This window comes from Paenibacillus sp. EKM211P, assembly GCF_011066175.1.
GTDB classification, from domain to species: domain Bacteria; phylum Bacillota; class Bacilli; order Paenibacillales; family Paenibacillaceae; genus Paenibacillus; species Paenibacillus polymyxa.
The window spans coordinates 137,994-160,161 of sequence record NZ_JAAMNS010000014.1 but is presented as its reverse complement, the minus strand read 5'-3'; the positions used below and the strand labels follow the sequence as shown (position 1 = coordinate 160,161).

The following is a 22,168-nucleotide window of genomic DNA, read 5'->3' as shown; positions in this document are numbered from 1 at the left end:
AAAGCTGGAGATTCTTAAAGTGCCTCTTCCTAAATCCCATATTTATGGGATGGTGGATATTCGTATTGTCTTTATAATTGAGAATGATTCTTAATTAAATCTACAATAAATGAATGGTCGTTGAAGTTCAAGGCTAAATGTTTGGAGGAGAGCACATATGAAACAACCCCATATTGGAAATACCGACTCAAATCAACCTATGAGCTGGAATCATCCGAATGTACATAAATATGCGGATACGATTGCTTTAAAAATACCTGGATATACCCATCTGTATGAGATGACAGATTGTTTGATAACCGCACAGCTTGAAGCGCAGGCTCATAACAAAAATATTGATCCGAATGTGCTGATTGTCGGAGCCGGGGGCGGTCAGGAACTGATTACGCTCGGAGGGCGGCATGAGGCATGGTCCTTTACGGCAGTTGATCCCTCTGCGCACATGCTGGATTTGGCACGTCAACGTGTGACACAAGCGGGCAGCGGTTCAAAAATATCATTTGTTACAGGTACGTTGGAAGAGTTGTCTGGAAAATCACCTAAAGAACAGTACGAAAAGCGCAACGAAGAATCATGCAGAGAACCGGTCTATGACGCTGCTACCTGCCTGCTGGTGCTTCATTTTCTTCAGAGCTTGGAAAATAAACAGGCATTGCTGCGCCAGATATCCGGTCGACTCAAGCCGGGTGCACCTTTTTGCCTAGCTTCTATTAATGGGAATCCGCAGGAGCCTTCTTTTTCCATCCAAATGCAGGCATGGAAAGGTCATATGCTGAGTCAGGGCATTTCACTGGAGGATTGGGAGCGATTCGCTGCTTCCATCGGCCGTGAGTCAAACCCGGTGTCCAATGCAGCAATTCAGGAACTGTTGATAGATGCAGGCTTTACCCACATCACTCGGTATTATAGTGCTTTTTTAGTGAATGCTTGGTTTGCGGTTAAAGAGGGAGAGACGGCTTATGACAAAGGATAACATCATCATTATTGGCGGGTATGGCCATGTTGGAAAAATTGTATGTACAGAGTTAAGTGAAATGTTCCCCGGCAAGGTATTTGCCGCAGGCCGCAGTCTGGAACGTGCCACTGCATTCAGCCAACAATCGAATGGCAAGATACGACCCTTGCAGCTTAATATTCATGAACCGCTGGACCCGTCGATATTAAAGCAAGCCAAAATGGTTATTATGTGTCTGGATCAGGACAATACAGCCTTGGTACGCACCTGTCTTCAGCATGGGGTGCATTACATGGATATTACTGCGAATGCGGCCTTTTTGAGTCAGGTGGAGCAGTGTCATCAGGAGGCCCGAGCTTATCAGGCCACTGCGCTGCTAAGTGTAGGATTAGCTCCAGGGCTAACTAATCTATTGGCATTGCAAGCGACACAGCTCATGGATCAAACGGATGAACTGAACATATCATTGATGCTGGGCTTGGGTGATCGACACGGTCAGGCTGCGATTGAGTGGACTGTAGATCAGATTCATACCGACTTGGAGGTGATAGAACAGGGACGCCTAGTGACTCGAAGAAGCTTTACCGACGGCATAGTGGCAGACTTTGGTGCAGGAGTGGGTCGTCATCGGGCGTATCGGTTTCCTTTTTCGGATCAACAGACACTTCCACGTACACTTGATGTTCCTACGGTCAGCACACGCCTGTGCTTCGATTCGCGATTGACCACCCGGCTTCTGGCAGGGCTTCGGACAATAGGAATATCAGGTCTGCTCCGACAGCCAACGGTTCGTGAGGCAGTAGTTCGCAGCTTTGGCAAGGTGCATTTTGGAGGAAATGCTGTAGCGGTCAAGGTAGACGCCCAAGGAACTCTTAATGGCAAGGAGACGAGGGTCGAATGCAGGCTAAGGGGACATCATCAGTCTGATTTAACTGCTAAAGCCGCCGTCTTTGCAGCGCTTGCTCTGTATCGCTCAGAACTTCCATATGGTGTTTTTCACATGGAGCAGGTTTTTTCGTGGGATCACATGCGGGCTTGGCTGGGACAGCAGGTGGACCTAGATATTCAGGTGAACGGACAGCAAGTATAAAAGTCATATATTCTGAAAAAAAAGACTCTCATATCATCCAAGCTTATTCAGCAGCGCCTTGCGGATAGGTCTTGGATTTCTTTTCCTATTGGATTACACTAGAAGGAAGTACATATTTTTGGGAAAGAGCAGAGGGGATGATATAAATGTGGAATCCCTATGAAAATAGTAGACAGCATCCGCACGATTTTCTAGTAAAATATCGATTTTACACGCTGGAAGAAGGAGGCAGGAAACAACTGCCTGTTCAGGGTTATCGCTGCGATTTTGCCTATGAGGGCGACGATATTACAACAACAGGAATTTATGCGATACATCCTGAGTTTGAAGATGAAGAGGGCCGATTGATTGTAGATATGGAGCGACCGGTTCATCGGGAAGGTCAGGCAAGAATGTGGATTTTGTTTGGAGAAATGAGGGAAAAGGTACACCAACACCGGATACATGTAGGAACCAGGGGATATTTTATGGAAGGTCCGCGCCGTGTTGGTGAACTTGAAGTTACAAGTCTGGTGGGCCTCTTGTCCAATCCACTCAACTAACTGCTAAAAAATCAATCAGAAGGTACAACTAGACAACGATGGAGGTGTTCAATCTAAGATGGATGTCGCTTATATTATCGATCTATTACGTAAAGACGATGTAACCTTAACTCCAGGCTTATCCACCCAGGAGATTACTGAAGTCGAAGACAGGTATGATATTCACTTTCCGCCCGACTTAAGAGAGCTGCTGATGAACGTTCTTCCAGTCGGTAAAAGCTTCATCCCATGGAGAGATACGTCACCACAGCGGATGGGTGTCATTCGGCAAAGGCTGAATTGGCCGCTTGAAGGTATGATTTTTGATGTAGAACAGAATATGTTCTGGCCTTCCGAATGGGGAGAAAGACCAACAGATTTGGAGGAAGCCGTTGATACATGTAAACGTGAGTTTTTGCGTGTGCCCAAGCTGATCCCCGTCTATGGTCACCGATATATCCCAGAGCAGCCATGTGAAGAAGGAAATCCGGTATTTTCAGTGTATCAAACGGATATTATCGTGTATGGAGAAAGTTTGCAGGAGTATTTCAAGCTGGAATTTGGGGAGAAGACTTACGAACAGATTAATTTTGAGGCGGTAAAAACAGTTCGCTTTTGGAGTGATTTATGTAGCTGAATCGCCGAATCGTTAGGAAATTAAATAAGTCGAGATAAAGGAAGGAGAGACTAAGGTGAAGTTGGAGCAGGATTTGGAAGAAATCAAAGAAAGGTTGACCCAGATCGAGACCAAACTGGAACAAAAGTCGACTTTCAGCAAAATCTTAAAGTACATGATCATCATTTTCTTGTCTATTTTTTTCTTGCTTCTTGTGATCGGAGTTCTTCAATTCGTCTCAAGCTGATCGTTATAAATTTACGGACAGAAAGGAGCTCGTTATGTCTATAGAAGCCATTATTTTTGATCTGGATAATACACTGATTCATCGCAAACAGGCATTTGCTGCATATACGGAGCGGTTTATAGAACGATTTATTGTGGCAGAAGAACCGGCCAGCCGTGCGGCGGTCGTTGAACGAATACGTCTGGCAGATCAGGACGGCTACCGGGATAAAAGGGAGCTGTATACGGAGCTGCATGCAGACCTGAAACTGAAAAATCCCCATACGACAGTACAGGAGATGTTGGGCTTTTGGTATGGTGAATTCCATAAATTCACGGTACTGATGGACGGAGCCAAGGAAGTGCTGTCTGAACTGCGGTCTCGGGGCTTGAAGCTTGGTATGATTACCAACGGTTCACTCCGTACACAGCAGGCGAAGATTGACCGAGTGATGCTGAGAGATTATGTGGATTCCATTATTGTATCAGGCGGAGTCAACGTCGAGAAGCCTAATCCTCGTATTTTCGAGTTGGCACTGCATGAGCTGGACATTGCCGAACCTGGTCATGCCTGCTATGTAGGCGATCATCCGACAAATGATATTCGTGGGGCGCAAAGTGCAGGATTGCATACCATTTGGCTGGAAGGCTTTATGACGTGGAATGAAGCAGGCATTGTACCTGATCATCAGATTCAGAGCCTACGAGAAATCACTGGCTGGCTGGATCGTCTCAGTTATCCATCGAATATGGAGGAGGGAGCATCATGAGTATCGAGCAGCAACCGAATCCCATTCTGTTATCATTCCCGGAACAATTCCAGACGGAGCGATTGACTATACGCGCTCCGCAATGGGGCGATGGTGCGGCGGTCAATGAGGCGATACGCGAGAGTGTACATGAGCTGCGGCCTTGGCTTCCTTTTGCGAGAAATCTCCCTACGGTAGAGGAATCTGAAATCCGTTCACGCCAAGCCAGACTTAAATTTCTGGATCGGTCTGACATGGTGCTGTACGTATTTGATACGGCTTCGGGACAATTTGTAGCCAGTAGCGGTCTGCACCGAATTAATTGGGATGCACGAAGATTCGAAATTGGGTATTGGCTCAGAACCTCATGGACCGGAAAGGGGATTATAACAGAGGCCGTGCACGGTATTACAGATTTTGCCATACAGCATTTACATGCTAACCGGTTAGAGATTCTTTGTGATTCCAGAAATACGCGCAGCGCCAAGGTAGCGGAACGGGCAGGTTTTACATTAGAGGGGATTTTAAGGAATGTCGAGTATGATGAAGAGGGGAATATGGTACACCATATGGTTTTTGCCAAAGTGCGTGGTATTGAATTTTAGCAAGCGATTGTATGATATTGCGGGAGCTTATATGATTCATAATATGACGAAAAATACAGACAAGTTGGTGTGCATACAATGTGACATCAGCTTAAGGTTCAGTAATCTTGCAAGCGCTATCCCTAGAGGATGCTTTACGAAGTTTTAGAAGTTTGGTAGGTATTTTCCGGTGTTAGGAAAGGTAATTTAGTATGAGAAAATTTCGTAAGAGCAGCAGTAGGGGAATTAATCAGGAAATAAAGGAAAAGTTCCACTGGAAGGCTCGCGCTGCGTATCTGGTTGCCGTGCTGGTCATGATCTTGTTGGGCTTGGGAAGCAGGGCTTTCTCCACCCAGTTACCTGCATTCGTTGCCAATCACTTTGGGGATGCCTTGTGGGCATGCATGATTTATTTTGGGCTGAGAATGTTGTGGGTGAACCGTCAGTTGTCTGTAGCCCTTTGGGGCAGTGTGCTGTTTTGCTTCGCTATTGAATTCAGTCAGATGTACCAGGCTCCTTGGATTAACCACATTCGGGCGACCACCCTGGGCGGCCTAGTGCTTGGCAAAGGGTTTCTGACCGTGGATCTGATCAGGTACACGGTTGGTATTGTGGTATCCTGGGTACTGGACCAAGGCTGCCAAAGGCTGGTGGGGATCAATAGACGTATGGACGATGACAAACCACTCAAATAATCTGAGAAGCGAGGGTTGCGCTTGAAACAAAAGGGAAAGCATCACAGGTCGTTCGGTAAGATGATTGGGTTATGCGTAGGGTTCAGCTTGTTGTTTGCAACCATACTTATTCCAGGGCAGGCATTAGCGGAAAAGCAGCTTGCGGCGCCTCTTCGTTTTGATTTTGGTCCTGGGGATGTAGCAGACGGCTACACGCAGGTCACTGCCAAGGATGCTTACACGCCTGAGCGTGGCTATGGATTTACCGATCTTTCCAAGGTAAATGAAGAGAACCGTGGTGGAAGTGACGCTATCCGCTCAGATTTTGTTCGTGTTCAAGGCTCATCATTTGTCGTCAATTTACCGCCTGCGGATTACACGCTTTCTCTAATTGCCGGAGATACTGCCGGAAACACGGACATCACGGTTAAAGCAGAATCCATCGTTAAAGTAGAACCTACCGTCAAAGCAGCAGGACAATTTGTCGAGGCTAGATTTGAGCTTGCACTTATCGACGGTCAACTCGAATTGTATTTTTCAGGAGACGAAGCGAAGATTAACGCCTTGGTTATCACTCCCAATAAAGCTCGAACGGCTGGAGAACATCCTTCCGTATACCTGGCGGGCGATTCTACGGTTCAAACCTACAAATCCTCGATGAAGCCTCAGGCGGGCTGGGGGCAAATGATTGCTCCATTTTTTACAGATGAGACTATTTTTGTGAACCGTTCTATTGGTGGACGTAGCACGAAGACTTTTTTGGTTCAAGGGCGGTTAGATGATATTTTACGGAATATCCGTCCAGGAGATTATCTGTTCATACAGTTTGGGCATAATGATGCCGCGATCAATAATCAGGAGCGTTATGTTTCACCTGCCGATTATAAAGTTTACTTGAAAACGTACATCCAAGGAGCCACCCAACGCGGTGCGGTCCCTGTGCTAATTACTCCTGTAGGCCGCCGCGATTATGATGCAGCAAGTGCTTCGTTTCGGCTCAGTTTCCCGGAATATGTGCAGGCGATGAAGGAAACAGCATCAGAGACGGGTGTTGCACTGGTCGATCTTAGTCAATTGAGTGTAGCCTACTATGATACACTAGGCCTGGAAGGAACACTTCCACTGTTTTTACATTTGGAGCCAGGTGTGTATCCTGCATTTCCTGATGGCGTGAAGGATGATACTCATTTTCAGGAGTATGGTGCGGAGCAAATAGCTCGCTTGGTAGCTCAAGGGGTTCGTGACTTGAATATTCCTTTATCTTCAAATGTAAAGACGGAGAATCTGCAATAGCACCGAGTCTCCATAATGATATACTCAGAAAATAAGCTGGCCCTGCCCAAACCCAGCATGATTTAGGCTTGGGTGGGGCTTTAATGTTCTGGACTTTAAGGAGGAAGCACTATGACAGTCGCTCAACTTAATAATCTTATTACCGGTCAACTCCTGCATAATCAGCATCGGAGTTTATTTTATATGCGCGAGGGCTCTGTTCTGTTAGGACCATCAACGGAAATGACGTACTGGCTGACGCAGCGAAGCTCGGAACTGATCCTCATGCTTCAAAGCTTGAAGCGCCAGCATACGTATCATGTTTTTGTGAAGGATGTAGCGGCCCAAATACTGTCCCAGTTTGTAAATACCAATCAGTATCTACATTTTCACACAGATCATGCGAGGGAGCTTACGGAGCTGTATGATCGATTCTTCACCCGGATTGAAAAGCTATTCCAAAAGAAGTCTATAGCAGGGGCAACTCTGGACTTACTGCTCCAGCAGCATTATGGGCATTTGAGAGATTTTTTAACTCGTACCAATGGACGTGAAGTGTTCGCTAAGTATGCAGAGAATGAATATACCTTTTGGGTACCTTGTGAGGAATATACACCGGAGTTGCAAGCGAATCTGCTAGGATTAGACATTGCTCGTTTGCAAGAGCCTGTTCTAGATGTTGGCTGCGGATCAGAGGCACGGTTGGTTACTTATTTACGTGCCTATGGAATTGAGGCATACGGAACAGATCGGCTGGCTGAAACAGACGGTTGTATCACCCGAGGAGATTGGTTAGCGACTACTTATGAAGAAAGTACATGGGGAACGATCGTTTCACATATGGCATTCTCCAATCATTTTATACATCATCATCTGAAGACAGACGGTAATATTCATGAGTACGCTCATAAATATATGGAATTGCTTAGAGCCATTCGGCCAGGAGGCAGCTTTATTTACAGTCCATGTCTCCTATTCATGGAAGAGCTTTTGGATGCCCGAATGGGGTATCAAGTAGAGTATATCGAGTCCTCTAAAGGTTACAGAGCTACGAAAATAACGCGTATACATTCATAAGTGCTAGTATCAATCATTTGTCAGATTCACTCTTAGAATGGTAGTATAAGGATAGATATTACTCTATTTGGGATTCTGTTAATGATCGGGATTCCCATGACGTTAATTTGATAGCATAGTTGTCCTGAATAATAAATTATTGTATAGATAACGGAATTTTTCAGGGAAGATTAAACCATATTTTCCTAAAAGCCGATATATGGAAATGAGGCGAGAACACACTGTTATTATGCCCGCCGCAAAATGGAGGTATATAATTGGGTTAGGAGAGTAGAAGAAGTGTCCGATTTGTATACGAAAAAAGAAGTAGAAGATTATGTAACGAACGTGGTTTTCGAACGACCTTTAGGTGTAAGCATTGCAGCTATTTTACTAATTTTTAATGGAGCACTGCTGTTGGTGACACAGCTATTGACGCTCAATGCACTAAATGAGGCTTCTACGTTATTAGGCATGTGCAGAGGCATGTTTCAAGGGTTTATCGCGTTGCTTGGCTTGGCAGGAACGGCTGCCGGTATTGGTATGTTGTTCGGTAAGAAGTGGGCTTGGTGGCTGGCATTATTTTATTTTACATATGAGACCATGCGTTATGCGTGTGCAATTCTGTTTATTCCCGATGTCTCCCCAATGTTAGGTGGTGTGCAGCTAAGCCCTGCTCTATACTACGTTAAATATGGTATGCGTATTATTTGGAATTTATTGTTTACATTGTTTATGTGCCGTAGTACGGTAACCGGCTTTTTTCAAACAAGTAAAATCAACAAGTGGAGAGCATGTATCGCATTATTCTTCATCAATGGATTGATGGTGGGGATCGGCTGGTGGTTGACAAGGTAGGTTCTGTGAATGTGAAGGAGGAGATGAATGATGACAATGGAAACGTTTCCGATTCTGGAAACCGATCGGCTTCGTTTAAGACAGCTTACATTAGGAGACGCGAGGGATGTATTTGCCTATTTTTCCAGAGATGAGGTTACAAAATATTATGATTTGGAAAGTTTTACGGAGGTAGAGCAAGCTGAGAAATTTATTCGTTCCATGCTAACCAGATACGAGAAGCAAGCGGGTTTTCGTTGGGGAATTACGTTAAAAGAAGCTCCTGAGCGGGTGGTGGGTACAATTGGATTTCATAACTGGCAGAAGGAGCACTCTCGTATTGAAATTGGCTATGAGCTGGCGCCGGAATATTGGCAACAAGGGCTGATGACAGAAGCGTTGAGAGCGGTAGTGGATTATGGCTTTCAATTGCCGCAGGTTCACCGTATAGAAGCCTTCATTGATCCAGATAACGAAGGCTCCAGACGGCTGCTGCTCAAAAGTGGCTTTACTAAAGAGGGTCACCTGAGAGATTACTTCTATGAAAAAGGTCAGTTTGTTGACGCTGTTGTTTTTGGCTATCTTCGGACGGAGTTTCCCGTAAAGCAGTAAGTTTATAAATATCCTTTGTCTCCGTAAGGCTGGAGTCGATCAAGCCAGGTCTGCTCCAGCTTTGCCAGTGCATCTTTGACATCAAAGAATTCCGAATCTTTTTTCTTCAAAACGTCCAGCACTTCAAATTCAAACGAATCTTCGCCATATTCATTCCATTCCTGTTGTAGTGGTTTGTTCTTAAATCCACCCATTTGCAGCTCAAAACGCCTTCCATTCAGCGACTTTAAATTCGGCGTGGAAGCGACAAAAATTTTCCCATTGCGTGTATTACGAATACAATAGATTCCTGCCTCTGTCTTCATCTCCATGTATTGCTGAACTAGTTCTTTTCTTCGATCCATTGTCCAATCCTCCTATTTGAGCATTTTGCATAAATCCCAAGAGCGTTTTCAAATCAGCAATGTATAGATCGAAACGCTTTAGTTCGTCTATATATTGTACCTACGAGCGTCGAGAATCGAATTATGCAAAATGCTGATTTTATAAGCGCCTAGCTTCAAGATTCCTTCAACCAATATTCACTGCCATCCGGTTTGCGATCCAATAGACCGTATTCAATCATATATCTTCGCACCGTGACATAATCGTCATATACTTCCTGTAAAATCGCATTGATATCTTTCTCATGATATATTTGTCCCTTTACAAAACGGTCTGCAATTTCACGCAGCACAATCAGCTTGTGCTTTTCTTGCATTTTAAAGGTCTTTAGGCGCCCGTCTGTACCCTTCGGAAAATACTTCGTGAGTACCTTTTGCCTCTCGTCTTCCGTAATGTTGTAGCGTTCATCTACCATCCGTGCTCGTACGGGTACGTCTACCATGGCGGGAGCGTGATGGTCTTTCTCCTTTAACAGTTCCATTAATGTGAGAAATACTTTGGCCTGTCGTTCTTTTTCCTTGAGACCAAAGCGATGATTGCGTATGGTGGATGCGCTGCCGATTCCGGTTTCCTTTTGAATGTCCGTATCACCCATGCCTTGATAAAATAACTGAAGTAACCGATTCTGGTGATCCGTCAGTCCAGTCAGCTTTTTGTCCAGACCGATCAAATAGTCAAAGACCGATCCGTACGTCCGCTCAATATGAAGACGCATATACCGTTCCGCGTCATAAAATACCCCTTGATCCTGATATATGATGCCTTGTTCATATCGTTGTCCGTCCAGCAGGCAAACCACCTGCTCCCCTTGGCGAATATATCCGCGCTTCAGTTCTTCAATACCAGCATTCCAGAATAGTTCGGAATGGTCCATTTAGCAAACACCTCAATTAAATGATGATTATTTTATAGACAATATAACATTTTGTTTATTTTAAATCAATGGGTGGATATTTCTTTAGGATCTCGAACATGTTCGCTATATACAAAACAGATATAGGATTGTTATCATATGTAAATTGTTGAAATGCATAAGGTTGGATAGTTTCTATATATTGTAATAAGGCGGGGGACTATGAACAAAATGCGATTAGAAGAAGCCATAGAAAGTGGAGATTTAAAGGAAGCGATAAGGATTATAGAGGATGTGGGTGAAAAGCAGGATCATACATTCACTCCAATATTATTGAGATATTTAGTAACGACGGATAGTATATTGCTGAGAAATGCAATCGCTGTTACGTTAGCCGATCTAGGAGACAATGAAGCGGTGTTGCCTCTTTTCGACTTGTTAAGAAATCCCAAGACGAAGGGGAATAGAGGCACAATTTTATATGCTCTAGGATTCTTTGACGCATCTACTCATGTTATGGCGCTGGTAGATTTACTGGATGATACCTTTGAAGCGAGTAGACAATCCTATCAATTGATAAGTACCGTGCAAGATAAAATCTCTGAGGCTCAAAAGGAACTATGATAGACAAATGATAAGAAGAAAGCTGGCCGATCATAAAAACAAACATAAGCGTGATTTTTTGTTGGAGTCTTTAGGGCTTTTTACATGAGGACTTTAAACCTTATCGGCTTCAAAATAATTGATTATTCTACCTAAGAAGCTAAAAATGATACCTTAAATGCTATATTCCTTAAAATTATTGTGAGGAGATATGATACAAAATGAGGCAGAGATTTGCTGTCATGGATGATGAAAGTGGGCTCACAGTTGGTTATTGTCAAGATGCGGTTGGGCTAACGGGTGATATTATGGTCGAAACGTATGAAAAGGTCATTTTTGAACAATTTGTCTTTAATGAGGAATTCATAAGAAACATAGCAAAGACAAAACAATCTGTATCCAACTTGTGCATTGTCATTTTAAATGACGAAGAAAAAGGGATTGGAAGCTATTATTATCACCTACCTGAATCCTTTATAATCCATAAACTAAATTACAATAAAGGAAACTTCAATCTGGAACTAACCGGTATACTTGAAACGAAGCCCTCTCCTGTTGAATTAAGATTATGGGAGTTCTTAAAGTGCTCTCAGTCGCTTGAAAATAATATGTGGCAAGGCTTTTCTAACGAAGAACGGTCTGGATGGCTAAACGTGACTAGAATACATTCTGCATCTAATCATTTTGCCAGACCGGATAAACGAGGAGAAGTCTACACCTTAGACGGGGAACACATATTTGATTTTACAACATTTTTTATAGCAGTTGGTGAAGCGATTAATGGGCCAGGAGGGTACTTTGGATTTAGCTTGGACAGTATATCGGACTGTCTTTGTGGAGGTTTTGGGGCAGTAGGACCGTTCACGATCCATTGGAAAAACGCACATTATTTCTTGGAAAGATTCGAGGAAGAATGGGATCGAGAAGAAAGAAGTTATGGATTTTCACCACAGCAATATTTTATGGATCTTTTAACGATCTTAGTATCAGGTGGTGTCACCGTGAATTTTTCTTCGAATTAAGATAGCAAAGCAAGAAGGGATTTTGAAATGGAATATAAATTAATGCAACCACCTTTTTGCACATAGATATTTGGGAATGGTATCTAGGGAGTGTACAGATTCAAAGTGAAAGTGCTTTGGAGTTAGAAGCGGATCATTCAGGAACCAAAGTCTTATTTTAGCGTAAATCGTCCTGTTATCACTGGTTTGTCTAAGGAAATAGATATGGATGTGATCATGATCTTAACGAATAAAATGTATCGAGTTTTAGACGGTGATCGTAATCCTAATCCTTTATTGGACATTTATCATACGTGGGAAAAATATATTTAAAATTACCTTATAGAAAGGGATTACGGTGTGAAATCTAATTGAGTGGGAAGATCGGTAAAAAAGTACTTTAAATATTATACAAAGAACAGAGAGCCCTTAACATGTTAACGGCTCTCTTTGTCGTCTTCTGGCAAGTATTCGATCAGTTCACCAGGGAGTACGCCAAGGGTTCTACAAAGTGTATTCAAGGTTGGGAAGTCAATTCGGGCGTTTGCGTTGGAGGCCAAAGCTTTAACCGTATTTCTATTAATTCCCGTAATAGAAACAATATCTTTCTGTTCGAGTCCACGATCCTTCATAATTTTATCAAGAGAAAATCTAATCACAACAATTCCTCCAAGAAGTAATCAAGTAAACTAGTTGACATGTATAAAACAGAGGTGTATATTTGTATCAAGTAATCTAGTTAACAAGATTATAAGTAAACTAATTTGATGCCTTCATAGTATCAAAATGCCTTAAAATTAGCAACAGTCACTATATTGATAATCCTAACAAATAAATGCGTGAGGAGGCTTAAAAAACGTATAGAAGTTTCCATTTGAAATGCATTTAACAACGTTATGAAACTGTTTTTAATGTTTTTTAAAGAATAGATTGTAATACAGGTTAATATTTCATCGAACTAAGTTGTGATTAATGAAAGATTGGAGCGAGGATGTATGACAGAATCGGTAATAGAATTGGAGCGGGTATCCATGGTACAGGGGCCGTATGATTACCCTCATATGTATGAGATATTTGAAGGAGTTCTTTATGACTGTCAATATTTCTTTTACCTCGAAAATGGCATACTGTGTTTGCGCCATGTGAAGAAGGTGGAGCAGTCATATCATACGCATCTTTACCTGGATGGAGAGAGCGGAGGCTTGCAACTGGCAGAGGGTGTACAAGGGGAAGTTATGCAAGTTGTCACGGAGATTATCGAACGCTTACGCGCGAAGGATGGACTGACATTTTTATTCGATGAACTGCTGTGGTTATATGGTAGGGGCCCCATTGAATTAAACCTTCTTAAAAAAGGATGAAATGACTCCAGGCAGCAGGCAACTTGCTACAAAAAAATGATCCTAATGTTTTACATTATTGAATTTTCCATATATGAAAAAAGGCTTATGATTTTAGCGAATGAATCAATTGATGACTAATAAATATAAGTGGGTCGTGAGTTAAGCTAATTAAGTCCTGCACAACAGCACTAACAGGAAAACTAAATCCCCAATCAGCTCCGAATAATATTTTTTGCTGTTGCTCAGATGTAGGTGGCTGAGGTTCTTCCAAGCCATATTGCTCTGCTAGCCTCTCTTTCGTTTTTTGATCTATGACAAGTTCATCCTGTGCAAAGGTATAGCACATAGGATTGCTTAATTGTACTAAAAAAAGTAATAATGCTGCGGAAATGATTATTTTTTTGCTCTGCATGGTTAGCTCCTATGATCTCAGATTTTAGTCTATACTTTTTGCGTCGATCAGACTAAATTATGACTTTACAGCATTTTATCACCATATTATAATGATAAATAACAAAAACGTTTTACATACACTGGTTTATCGGGGTATAGCGCAGCTAGGTAGCGCGCACCCTTGGGGTGGGTGAGGTCGTGGGTTCGAATCCCGCTACTCCGATTATAATCCAAATGTCCTGCTGGTGCGGATCGTGCGCCTGCCGGGCATTTTTTTGTATATTACATACTCTATCAGTCATCGCCTCTACTGGGTTGTGACGAGCTAGTCGTAGACAACAAATGTATGTACTTGTGAAGTATTGAGGGGAGATAGGATGAAGCCACTTCTGCACGGGATTCGGAAGCAAAAGTGGCAAATCAACAATCTCTCAATGCTGCCATTTATGATTTTTTAATTTACCTATAGAGATTCCTGAAGGGCCTTAGAAGAAGTGCTGTAATCAGCATAACGGGGAAGCACAATAGTGTAGTATATGCCTACCATAACGGTACAGACCCCAACTAATAAAAACAAGAGCTCAATTGAAATAAACGAAGGAAAGCTTACAGCAATGAAACCTAATGTAAGTGACTGGGACAGCATCATTAACGGATTAATCAAACCTTGCACACGTCCCATCATTTGAGGATCTACAATACGAGGCAGCCATCCTCCTATGCCGATGTTAATGAACGGAAGGATCAGTGCAATGACAAAATTGATAATCAGAAAAGCATAGAGGTGGTTAACAAATCCAAGTATGCACATACCTATTCCGGCAACCAGAACTCCGGCTGCAATCATTTGGTGTAGCTTTAGCTTGACGGAGATGAGCGAAGCGATTAGGGTACCAAGCAACACACCAGCTCCAAAAATAATACCTGTCCAAACCATATACTGCTCATAGTTACCTGGAGCTAGCTTATATTTAAGAATAAACATCGGTAAAACGCTAAAACCTCCATTTAAAATACCGAACATAAAAAAGCCTGAAACCAACCAAAGCAATAGTCTGTTGCGTAATATGTAAAGAAACCCTTGTTTAAAATCGATCATGACCAGTTTGAATTTTAATTGTTTAAATTGATGTGCCCCGTTCGGAAGGCGTACTTCCTTGGGAATTTTGCAGGAACGAATAAGCAGTGCAGACACAATAAAAGAAACAGCATCAATGAGGATGGCTCCAGTAATTCCAAGGTGCCAGTAAACGACGGCCCCCAAAGTTCCTCCAAATAACATGAAAAGACTCCCCATCATTTGATTGAGGCCTGCGGCAATGGTGTAATCTTCTTCGTTTAATATCCCCTGTATAATGGCACTTTCGGCTGGGAAGAAAAATTTGGAGGCAGCACTACGGATGAAGAGAAGGGCAAATACCAAAGGAATCGAATCGACCCAAATAAAAATAAGTAAGCATAAAGATAAAAAAGCGCTAATCCAGTCACAATTAACAGCAATTTTTTGTCTGTCCATCCGATCTGCCAGCACTCCAACCACGAGAAATACTACCAGCATCGGGAGCGAATACATTAACTCGGCAAGTGTTGCATAGTAAGGCTGATTTGTAAACCGTTTCAACAAATAAAACATGAATGCAGTAACCCCGATAATTCCCCCCATTTGTGAGGCGAAGGTTGCCAGAAAAAACCTGACATAATTCTTGTTTCTGAGTATTTGTTTTAGTCCAGTCACAGTTCCATCCCTTTCGCTTTCAAAGCGGTTTTTAGATGCCTAAGTAAAATAATAGTGAAAAGTAGGAAAATTGTACAGAAAAGTGACTTTAATGTCACTTTAAGTTTGAATTTGCATCGTAACGGCCATCTACCTTTTTTAATTCTGCTGTCAACGATAATCATAGTGGGTTGGACTGGAAAGTTGTTTTTAACTCGTTTGGCGTAGTATGAGAAATAACCAGCCGTCCGTTGATATCCGGTGGCTGGTTATTTAAGTTGCCAAGTGTTTGATTCCTGAAATTAAATATCATCTCCATTGTGGTTTTGCCCATATTACCGATAACAAGCCTTACGGATAAGTTGTATGATCTGAAAGCGTTGTTAACTTTTTTTGATTAGGATATCCTTTTATACCACATTCTAATCTTTAAATGATCAAGGCTACAGAATTACAGAACAACCCGATTCATCTCATTTACGCATGGATATGTTGAGAAAAAGGAAATGCTCATAGCTAGAAAACTTTATACAATGGAAGAGAAATAAGAGAAATAAGCACTGTGAAATTCGACTTTTGATGATGGATTTCATATAATGTGAACATAGTGTGAATTACTCAAATTAAAGATTTAACAAAACATCAAAATGAAAATGATTTCCGTCCAGCTATGAATTTCAAAATTTGACGGAGGGAACGAGATGACAATGGAAGAGAGCAGCAGACAGGTACCTTGGCAGACGTATTACGGACCTAATCTAGGTTATGTGCAGGACCAGTATGAAAAGTATGTAGCGGACCCCGGAACAGTTGATCCGGCTTACCGCGAGCTGTTTGATCAATGGGGCGAGCCGCCACAATCCGAATATTCGGCTGCTTCCATGATAGACAACAAGTTGCAAGGCCCCCCTACAAGTGCTCTGGGGCACCTTGATTCAAACATATTACAGAAAGCGGTTACAGCGGGCAAAATGGTGTGGAATATCCGTGAATACGGACATTTGGCCGCCCAAATTGACCCACTGGGACTGGATGCAGAGCAGGATACACGTTTGCTTGATCCAGCATCTTACGGTTTAACTGAACAAGACCTGAAGGCTTTTCCAGCCTCTTTAATATGGGATAACGCTCCTGCGGGAACACTGAACGGGTGGGAAGCCATTCAACGGCTACGTGTAGCGTACACAGGACCGATCGCCTATGAATTTAGTCATATTCATAACGAGGAGGAACGTAGCTGGTTGAATAGCTATGCTGAATCCGGTTGGTCCTCCAAGCCGCTCACAACACAGGAACGCAAGTCGTTGCTGGGTAGATTGGTAGAAGTAGAACAGTTCGAAGAGTTCTTGCATAAAACATTCGTCGGACAGAAGCGTTTTTCCATCGAGGGTAATGATGTGCTTGTCCCTGTACTCGACGAGATTATTCGTCTAACCACAAATGCAGGAGCAAGTCATGTCCTGATGGGGATGGCGCATCGCGGCCGTCTGAATGTATTGGCACATGTGCTGGGCAAGCCTTACAGCAAAATTTTCTCTGAATTTCATCACTCACCGAATAAGGATCTGATTCCGTCGGAAGGTTCTACGGGAATTAATTACGGCTGGACTGGGGATGTAAAATATCATCTGGGCGCGGATCGTTTTGTAAAAGATGGGGAAGCTGTGCAAGCTCGTCTGACGTTGGCGAACAACCCAAGTCACCTAGAATATGTCAATCCGGTTGTCCAAGGCTTTTCGCGCGCGGCGCAGGAAGACCGCAGTGAAGCAGGCTATCCGAAGCTGGATGTCAGCAAGGCAGCTACCATTATTATGCACGGTGATGCGGCGTTTCCGGGTGAAGGTATCGTAGCCGAATCACTCAATTTCACCAATTTGCGTGGCTTCCGTAATGGCGGTACAGTGCATATTATTGTGAACAATCGTCTGGGTTTTACGACAGAGAGTGTTGATTCACGTTCGACCCGTTATGCTAGCGATCTGGCTAAGGGCTACGAAATTCCGATTGTACACGTGAACGCGGATAATCCCGAGGCTTGTATTGCAGCGGCTCGTATGGCTGGCGAATACCGCAATCGTTTCAAGAAGGATTTTCTGATTGATCTGATTGGTTACCGTCGTTATGGTCACAATGAATCCGATGATCCAGAAACAACACAACCACTAGTGTATCGTAAGGTGAAGAATCATCCGACGGTTAGCAAATTGTATGTTCAAAAGCTGATGAAGCAGGGCATAGTTGATGAAGCATTTAGTACTGCTCTGATTGAGAAGGTGCAAAACCGACTGAAGGAAGCGCATGAGCATGTGAAAAATCAACCAGAAGAGGAACCTGAATTTACAGCTGTGAAGGGGAAAAAAAATCAGAGCTCTCAGGTCCGTACTGCGGTTGAACTGAAAAAGCTGCGCCAAATCAATGAAAACTTGCTCAAATGGCCACAGGCTTTTCATGTATATCCGAAGCTGGAACGAATTTTACAACGTAGAAAAACAGCTCTGAACGAGGGTGAAAAGGTAGATTGGAGCTTGGCAGAGACGCTGGCTTTGGCCACCATTCTAGCAGACGGCAAGCCTATTCGTATGACAGGTCAGGATGCGGAGCGTGCTACTTTTGCTCACCGTAACCTTGTGCTGCATGAGCCCGAAACCGGGCGTACCCATTGCCCGCTGCATACATTGCCGGAAGCGCGTGCTTCGTTCAGTATTCATAACAGTCCATTGTCTGAGGCGTCAGTCCTCGGCTTCGAGTATGGCTATAACGTGTTTTCTCCCGAAACGTTGGTCATTTGGGAAGCGCAATTTGGCGATTTTGCCAACTGTGCGCAGGTTATTTTCGACCAATTCATTTCTGCTGGTCGTGCCAAATGGAGACAGAAATCCAGTCTGGTGATGCTATTGCCGCATGGTAGCGAAGGACAAGGACCTGAGCATACGAGTGCACGTCTGGAGCGTTTCCTCCAGCTGTCTGCACAAAATAACTGGACTGTCGCCAATTTGAGTAGCGCCTCACAGTATTTTCATCTGCTGCGCCGTCAGGCTGCATTAAGCGAAAGTGAGGAAGCTCGCCCGCTGGTGATGATGTCGCCGAAGAGCCTGATTCGCAACAATCGTGTTGCTTCGCCTGCTTCTGAATTCAGTGAGGGAACATTCCGTCCTGTGTTGGAGCAACCTGGTCTGGGATCACGTCCAGATCGGGTAGAGCGCATTGTATTGTGTAGTGGCAAGATTGCCATTGATCTGGAGGAAGCGTTGGAGAAAGATAAGAACGGGAATGAGGCAGAAGAGCACTTGCATATTATTCGTGTGGAGCAGCTCTATCCTTTCCCGGCAGAGGAAATTCGGAATATTTTCAATCGCTTCCCACATGTGAAGGAGTTCGTATGGGCTCAGGAAGAACCTAAAAATATGGGAGCCTGGAGTTATATGGAGCCTCGTCTGCGAGAGGTTGTGCCACAGGGAGCGGAAATTCGCTACGCAGGCAGACCGGATCGTTCCAGCCCGGCGAGTGGTTATCAGCAAGTACACAGCCTAGAACAACAGCGAATTATTCAATCGGCGTTGAAGCAGGATTCCAAAAACAATATTACACTGGGGAGGTAGCGGCTGTGAGCGACATTATAGTGCCAGCAATGGGAGAATCCATCACGGAAGGGACAATCTCCAAATGGCTTGTGAAGGAAGGAGATTCCGTAGGACAGGGAGATGTTCTACTGGAGCTGGAAACGGATAAGGTTAATCTGGAAATTAGTGCGGAAGAAGCAGGTGTGGTTCAGAAAATCCTTCGTCAGGAGGGGGATACTGTGGTTATCGGTGAAGCTGTTGGCTTGATCGGAAGCGGCAGTGGCGCGGAAGCAACCGGTGCCGGAGAAGCCGCAGCGACCCAAGCGTCTGAAGCGCCGTCCGTAGCAACTTCACCAACTTCTGTAGAAAGCAGCGGTAAGGCAGTAGAAAAGTCTACGCCGCCAGTTCCCTCCAATAGTGACGGAAATGGTCAGACGGCATCACCATCCGCCCGGAAGCTGGCGCGTGAGCGCGGGATTAATCTGGAGCAGGTACAGGGAAAGGACCCGCTTGGACGTGTGTTCCAGGAGGACGTAAAAACGCATAATGGTGCTGAAGTATCACGTACAGCATCTGTACCTGCGCCTCCCGTTGCCAGCAAGTCTGTGTCACCGTCTCCAGCTCAAACAGAGTACAGCAAGCCTGTGGAGCGGCAGCGGATGTCCCGTCGGAGAGCGACGATTGCCAAGCGTCTTGTTGAAGCACAGCAAACAGCCGCCATGCTTACTACTTTTAATGAAGTGGATATGACCGCCATTCTTGATGTGCGTAAACGCCGTAAAGATAAGTTTAAGGAGAAACACGATGTAGGGTTGGGTTTTATGTCCTTCTTTACGAAGGCAGTGGTTGGCGCGCTCAAGCGCTTCCCTACTGTGAATGCAGAAATCAATGGCGATGATATCGTACTGAAAAAATACTATGATATTGGGATTGCTGTATCTGCTAAGGAAGGTTTGGTCGTTCCCGTTGTCCGGGATGCGGATCGTCTTGGTTTTGCTGAAATTGAGAAGAGCATTGCCGATTTGGCTAGCAAAGCTCGTTCCAATTCACTTTCTCTGGCAGACTTGCAAGGAGGAACCTTTACCATAACCAATGGAGGTATTTTCGGTTCCCTGCTGTCTACGCCAATTCTGAATACACCGCAAGTGGGTATTTTGGGAATGCATAAAATCCAACTTCGCCCGATTGCCATCGACGAGGAACGCATGGAAAATCGTCCAATGATGTATATCGCCTTGTCCTATGACCACCGTATTATTGATGGCAGCGAGGCGGTCCGGTTCCTGGTAACGGTCAAAGAATTGCTGGAAGATCCCGAATCATTGTTGCTGGAAGGATAAAAATAAATTAGGCGAGTGTATTTCCTCTGTACGTGCATGACAAAAGCAGACTCTTGCGGGTCTGCTTTTTTTCCTGCATAGTACTAACATAAGGCTATAGGCATTGCAGACATTCAGATATAGAGAAGGGCGGGAATTGTTTTGGACAAAGACTTGCGCTACCCGATTGGACCGTTCGTGGTTCCAGATACCATTACAGAAGAACAGCTGATCACATGGATCGACGACATTGCTGAATTGCCTGGACAACTGCGTCAGGCGGTCGAAGGACTGAATGAGCAACAACTAAATACGCCTTATCGCGAAGGAGGATGGACAATTCGACAGGTTGTTCATCATTTGGCAGACAGCCATATGAACAGTTATATCCGTTTTAAGCTGGCGCTGACCGAGGATACACCGACAATCAAACCCTATGATGAAGGGCGTTGGGCTGAAATACCAGATGCCAGAGAGCTTCCACTGGAACCTTCGTTGCAATTGCTGGAAGGACTGCATGCACGATGGGTGACCATGTTACGCTCGTTAGGGGAAGATCAGCTACACCGAACATTTATTCATCCTGAATCGGGCCAGACGATCCGCCTGGAACGAAACATTGGCATCTATGCCTGGCATGGCAAACATCACATAGCTCATATTACTTCCCTGAAAGAACGAAATGCATGGTAATTAACTTAAAAATGATGCTCTGATGAAATATAAAGGAATACAAAAGAAACCTTTAAAGCCACTTTTATCGTGCTTTAAAGGTTTCTTTTGCTTATTCCTCACTAGGATGGTGACTTGGGCGAAGCTGATAAAGAGGGCGCTTCGGAGGCTCCAGACAAAACGGAAACAGAGGTTGTTCCTGTGTTAATATGACGGTCGAGCCAGTCCACGATGTCACTCATTACCTCGTTACGATTGGTTTCATGCAACATCTCATGGCGACCGTCAGGATAAAGGCGATACTCCACGTCTTGAAGCTTCAGGCTTCGATACATATCCACTAGCGACAACACACCTTTTCCGAACAAGCCCACCGGATCACGATCCCCGGCAAAAATATAAACGGGCAGTTTGGGATTGATTTTTTTCAGTGACGAAGGCCAGTGGATTTCTTGTAAAAGCCTGAAAAAATCGAGGAAAAAGCCTGTCGTGCAAATAGCTCCGCATAATGGGTCGTGCACGAACTGATCTACTTCCTCAGGATCACGGGACAGCCAGTCGAACGCTGTGCGCACCGGACGAAAGGCACGGTTAAAGCCGCCAAAGACCATAGCGTTGAGCAGCATGCTGCGATGATCCATTCCTTGCAGTTTGGCTTGCAGCAGGGCAACCTGCTCTCCGAGTTTCAGCAGACTACGTCGTCCGTTGGTCCCTGATAAAATAAACCCGTGATACGACTGCTGATCATCATACATAATTTTCTGGGTTAAAAAGGACCCCATGCTGTGACCCAGTAAAAAACGAGATTGATCAGGGAATTCCTTGGCCGCAATTTCGCCTAGCTCCAGCATGCCTTTTGCCATTCGATTGAATGCATTAGCTCCCGGCATACCGAGCTTATCAGGATCACCAGCTGTGCGTCCGTGGCCGATATGATCGTTGGCATACACACCGTAGCCAGAAGCGGTAAGTTTTTCGGCCAGCCGAATGTAGCGGTAGGACGTCTCACACATGCCATGCGAAACTTGAACGATTCCCTTGACGGGAACATTCTGCTCGGGTAGCCATCGGTAAGCAAAAAGCTCTGTTCCGTCATTTTCAGCGATGGTGAAGGTGTATTCCCGCATGATTAGAC

The 22,168-nt window shown here is 44.2% G+C and carries 24 protein-coding genes and 1 tRNA gene; 19 read left to right on the top strand and 6 right to left on the bottom strand.

From position 1 onward, the window contains the following. Window positions 1–157 precede the first annotated feature (157 nt). From G9G57_RS19050 to G9G57_RS18995, 12 genes are all read left to right on the top strand, one after another. Window positions 158–973 carry a class I SAM-dependent methyltransferase gene (locus tag G9G57_RS19050; RefSeq protein WP_164965401.1) on the top strand — a complete coding sequence of 272 codons (816 nt, stop codon included), beginning with the start codon at window positions 158–160 and terminating at the stop codon, window positions 971–973. After that, window positions 960–2,045, top strand: coding sequence for a saccharopine dehydrogenase family protein (locus G9G57_RS19045; RefSeq protein ID WP_044785854.1), 1,086 nt, complete (start codon window positions 960–962; stop codon window positions 2,043–2,045). The genes G9G57_RS19050 and G9G57_RS19045 overlap by 14 nt, the downstream gene beginning before the upstream one ends. Before the next feature lie 146 nt (window positions 2,046–2,191). Beyond that, window positions 2,192–2,587 carry a hypothetical protein gene (locus G9G57_RS19040; protein ID WP_044785855.1) on the top strand — a complete coding sequence of 132 codons (396 nt, stop codon included), beginning with the start codon at window positions 2,192–2,194 and terminating at the stop codon, window positions 2,585–2,587. Between the two features lie 58 nt (window positions 2,588–2,645). Continuing rightward, a complete protein-coding gene (locus G9G57_RS19035) occupies window positions 2,646–3,203 on the top strand; it encodes a hypothetical protein (RefSeq protein WP_044785856.1) in 558 nt (185 codons plus the stop codon). Window positions 3,204–3,258: 55 nt separating this feature from the next. Then, on the top strand, window positions 3,259–3,429 hold the full coding sequence (locus tag G9G57_RS19030) for a hypothetical protein (protein ID WP_164965400.1): 171 nt from the start codon (window positions 3,259–3,261) through the stop codon (window positions 3,427–3,429). A gap of 34 nt (window positions 3,430–3,463) precedes the next feature. Then, window positions 3,464–4,177, top strand: a complete 714-nt coding sequence (locus tag G9G57_RS19025) for an HAD family hydrolase (RefSeq protein ID WP_044785857.1) — start codon at window positions 3,464–3,466, stop codon at window positions 4,175–4,177. Next, window positions 4,174–4,761 (top strand): GNAT family N-acetyltransferase, encoded by a 588-nt coding sequence (locus tag G9G57_RS19020; protein ID WP_044785858.1) that lies wholly within the window; start codon window positions 4,174–4,176, stop codon window positions 4,759–4,761. The genes G9G57_RS19025 and G9G57_RS19020 overlap by 4 nt, the downstream gene beginning before the upstream one ends. 191 nt (window positions 4,762–4,952) lie before the next feature. Then, window positions 4,953–5,435, top strand: a complete 483-nt coding sequence (locus tag G9G57_RS19015) for a ribosomal maturation YjgA family protein (protein WP_025364377.1) — start codon at window positions 4,953–4,955, stop codon at window positions 5,433–5,435. Between the two features lie 60 nt (window positions 5,436–5,495). Next, a complete protein-coding gene (locus tag G9G57_RS19010; RefSeq protein ID WP_044785890.1) occupies window positions 5,496–6,707 on the top strand; it encodes a rhamnogalacturonan acetylesterase in 1,212 nt (403 codons plus the stop codon). Between the two features lie 111 nt (window positions 6,708–6,818). Then, window positions 6,819–7,763 carry a class I SAM-dependent methyltransferase gene (locus G9G57_RS19005; RefSeq protein WP_044785860.1) on the top strand — a complete coding sequence of 315 codons (945 nt, stop codon included), beginning with the start codon at window positions 6,819–6,821 and terminating at the stop codon, window positions 7,761–7,763. Between the two features lie 279 nt (window positions 7,764–8,042). Continuing rightward, entirely contained in the window at window positions 8,043–8,600 is a 558-nt protein-coding gene (locus tag G9G57_RS19000; RefSeq protein WP_016820601.1) for a hypothetical protein, read from the top strand. 30 nt (window positions 8,601–8,630) lie between these two features. After that, the gene (locus G9G57_RS18995; RefSeq protein ID WP_044785861.1) at window positions 8,631–9,191 is read left to right on the top strand and encodes a GNAT family N-acetyltransferase; all 561 of its coding nucleotides are present in this window, start codon (window positions 8,631–8,633) and stop codon (window positions 9,189–9,191) included. Between the two features lie 2 nt (window positions 9,192–9,193). Here G9G57_RS18995 and G9G57_RS18990 read toward each other — a convergent pair whose 3' ends face one another. Next, a complete protein-coding gene (locus G9G57_RS18990; protein ID WP_016820599.1) occupies window positions 9,194–9,535 on the bottom strand; it encodes a GIY-YIG nuclease family protein in 342 nt (113 codons plus the stop codon). Between the two features lie 155 nt (window positions 9,536–9,690). Next, entirely contained in the window at window positions 9,691–10,449 is a 759-nt protein-coding gene (locus G9G57_RS18985) for a DUF2087 domain-containing protein (RefSeq protein WP_164965399.1), read from the bottom strand. A gap of 201 nt (window positions 10,450–10,650) precedes the next feature. On the opposite strand from G9G57_RS18985, the gene G9G57_RS18980 reads away from it, so the two are divergent. Both G9G57_RS18980 and G9G57_RS18975 read left to right on the top strand, forming a co-directional pair. Next, window positions 10,651–11,052 (top strand): HEAT repeat domain-containing protein, encoded by a 402-nt coding sequence (locus G9G57_RS18980; RefSeq protein ID WP_238799319.1) that lies wholly within the window; start codon window positions 10,651–10,653, stop codon window positions 11,050–11,052. A gap of 200 nt (window positions 11,053–11,252) precedes the next feature. Then, complete coding sequence (locus tag G9G57_RS18975; RefSeq protein WP_164965398.1) at window positions 11,253–12,053, top strand: barstar family protein; 801 nt, start codon at window positions 11,253–11,255, stop codon at window positions 12,051–12,053. A 416-nt stretch (window positions 12,054–12,469) separates the two neighbouring features. Here the strand turns inward: G9G57_RS18975 and G9G57_RS18970 are convergent, their stop codons facing one another. Then, the gene (locus G9G57_RS18970) at window positions 12,470–12,691 is read right to left on the bottom strand and encodes a helix-turn-helix domain-containing protein (RefSeq protein WP_164965397.1); all 222 of its coding nucleotides are present in this window, start codon (window positions 12,689–12,691) and stop codon (window positions 12,470–12,472) included. Between the two features lie 336 nt (window positions 12,692–13,027). On the opposite strand from G9G57_RS18970, the gene G9G57_RS18965 reads away from it, so the two are divergent. After that, complete coding sequence (locus tag G9G57_RS18965; protein WP_019686635.1) at window positions 13,028–13,393, top strand: hypothetical protein; 366 nt, start codon at window positions 13,028–13,030, stop codon at window positions 13,391–13,393. 85 nt (window positions 13,394–13,478) lie between these two features. On the opposite strand, the gene G9G57_RS18960 is transcribed toward G9G57_RS18965, so the two are convergent. Beyond that, window positions 13,479–13,787 (bottom strand): hypothetical protein, encoded by a 309-nt coding sequence (locus G9G57_RS18960; RefSeq protein ID WP_017426622.1) that lies wholly within the window; start codon window positions 13,785–13,787, stop codon window positions 13,479–13,481. A 130-nt stretch (window positions 13,788–13,917) separates the two neighbouring features. Here G9G57_RS18960 and G9G57_RS18955 point away from each other — a divergent pair. Continuing rightward, window positions 13,918–13,991: transfer RNA gene (locus tag G9G57_RS18955), tRNA-Pro, on the top strand. Between the two features lie 240 nt (window positions 13,992–14,231). Here the strand turns inward: G9G57_RS18955 and G9G57_RS18950 are convergent. Next, entirely contained in the window at window positions 14,232–15,503 is a 1,272-nt protein-coding gene (locus tag G9G57_RS18950) for an MFS transporter (protein WP_164965396.1), read from the bottom strand. Between the two features lie 680 nt (window positions 15,504–16,183). Here G9G57_RS18950 and G9G57_RS18945 point away from each other — a divergent pair. From G9G57_RS18945 to G9G57_RS18935, 3 genes are all read left to right on the top strand, one after another. Further along, a complete protein-coding gene (locus tag G9G57_RS18945) occupies window positions 16,184–19,081 on the top strand; it encodes a 2-oxoglutarate dehydrogenase E1 component (RefSeq protein ID WP_164965395.1) in 2,898 nt (965 codons plus the stop codon). A 5-nt stretch (window positions 19,082–19,086) separates the two neighbouring features. Then, complete coding sequence (odhB, locus tag G9G57_RS18940) at window positions 19,087–20,382, top strand: 2-oxoglutarate dehydrogenase complex dihydrolipoyllysine-residue succinyltransferase (protein ID WP_164965394.1); 1,296 nt, start codon at window positions 19,087–19,089, stop codon at window positions 20,380–20,382. 141 nt (window positions 20,383–20,523) lie between these two features. Beyond that, window positions 20,524–21,054 carry a YfiT family bacillithiol transferase gene (locus tag G9G57_RS18935; RefSeq protein WP_016820583.1) on the top strand — a complete coding sequence of 177 codons (531 nt, stop codon included), beginning with the start codon at window positions 20,524–20,526 and terminating at the stop codon, window positions 21,052–21,054. A gap of 101 nt (window positions 21,055–21,155) precedes the next feature. On the opposite strand, the gene G9G57_RS18930 is transcribed toward G9G57_RS18935, so the two are convergent. Next, entirely contained in the window at window positions 21,156–22,160 is a 1,005-nt protein-coding gene (locus tag G9G57_RS18930) for an alpha/beta fold hydrolase (protein ID WP_164965393.1), read from the bottom strand. Window positions 22,161–22,168 lie beyond the last annotated feature (8 nt).

Bases quoted from the DNA above. Each gene is read 5' to 3' on its own strand.
- G9G57_RS18985 (WP_164965399.1), bottom strand. From the start codon at position 10,449: ATGGACCATTCCGAACTATTCTGGAATGCTGGTATTGAAGAACTGAAG.
- G9G57_RS19025 (WP_044785857.1), top strand. From the start codon at position 3,464: ATGTCTATAGAAGCCATTATTTTTGATCTGGATAATACACTGATTCAT.
- G9G57_RS19050 (WP_164965401.1), top strand. From the start codon at position 158: ATGAAACAACCCCATATTGGAAATACCGACTCAAATCAACCTATGAGC.
- G9G57_RS18990 (WP_016820599.1), bottom strand. From the start codon at position 9,535: ATGGATCGAAGAAAAGAACTAGTTCAGCAATACATGGAGATGAAGACA.
- G9G57_RS18965 (WP_019686635.1), top strand. From the start codon at position 13,028: ATGACAGAATCGGTAATAGAATTGGAGCGGGTATCCATGGTACAGGGG.
- G9G57_RS19045 (WP_044785854.1), top strand. From the start codon at position 960: ATGACAAAGGATAACATCATCATTATTGGCGGGTATGGCCATGTTGGA.
- G9G57_RS19020 (WP_044785858.1), top strand. From the start codon at position 4,174: ATGAGTATCGAGCAGCAACCGAATCCCATTCTGTTATCATTCCCGGAA.
- G9G57_RS18995 (WP_044785861.1), top strand. From the start codon at position 8,631: ATGACAATGGAAACGTTTCCGATTCTGGAAACCGATCGGCTTCGTTTA.
- G9G57_RS19015 (WP_025364377.1), top strand. From the start codon at position 4,953: ATGAGAAAATTTCGTAAGAGCAGCAGTAGGGGAATTAATCAGGAAATA.
- G9G57_RS18960 (WP_017426622.1), bottom strand. From the start codon at position 13,787: ATGCAGAGCAAAAAAATAATCATTTCCGCAGCATTATTACTTTTTTTA.
- G9G57_RS18980 (WP_238799319.1), top strand. From the start codon at position 10,651: ATGAACAAAATGCGATTAGAAGAAGCCATAGAAAGTGGAGATTTAAAG.
- G9G57_RS19040 (WP_044785855.1), top strand. From the start codon at position 2,192: ATGTGGAATCCCTATGAAAATAGTAGACAGCATCCGCACGATTTTCTA.
- G9G57_RS18975 (WP_164965398.1), top strand. From the start codon at position 11,253: ATGAGGCAGAGATTTGCTGTCATGGATGATGAAAGTGGGCTCACAGTT.
- G9G57_RS19010 (WP_044785890.1), top strand. From the start codon at position 5,496: ATGATTGGGTTATGCGTAGGGTTCAGCTTGTTGTTTGCAACCATACTT.
- G9G57_RS18945 (WP_164965395.1), top strand. From the start codon at position 16,184: ATGACAATGGAAGAGAGCAGCAGACAGGTACCTTGGCAGACGTATTAC.
- G9G57_RS19035 (WP_044785856.1), top strand. From the start codon at position 2,646: ATGGATGTCGCTTATATTATCGATCTATTACGTAAAGACGATGTAACC.
- G9G57_RS18930 (WP_164965393.1), bottom strand. From the start codon at position 22,160: ATGCGGGAATACACCTTCACCATCGCTGAAAATGACGGAACAGAGCTT.
- G9G57_RS19005 (WP_044785860.1), top strand. From the start codon at position 6,819: ATGACAGTCGCTCAACTTAATAATCTTATTACCGGTCAACTCCTGCAT.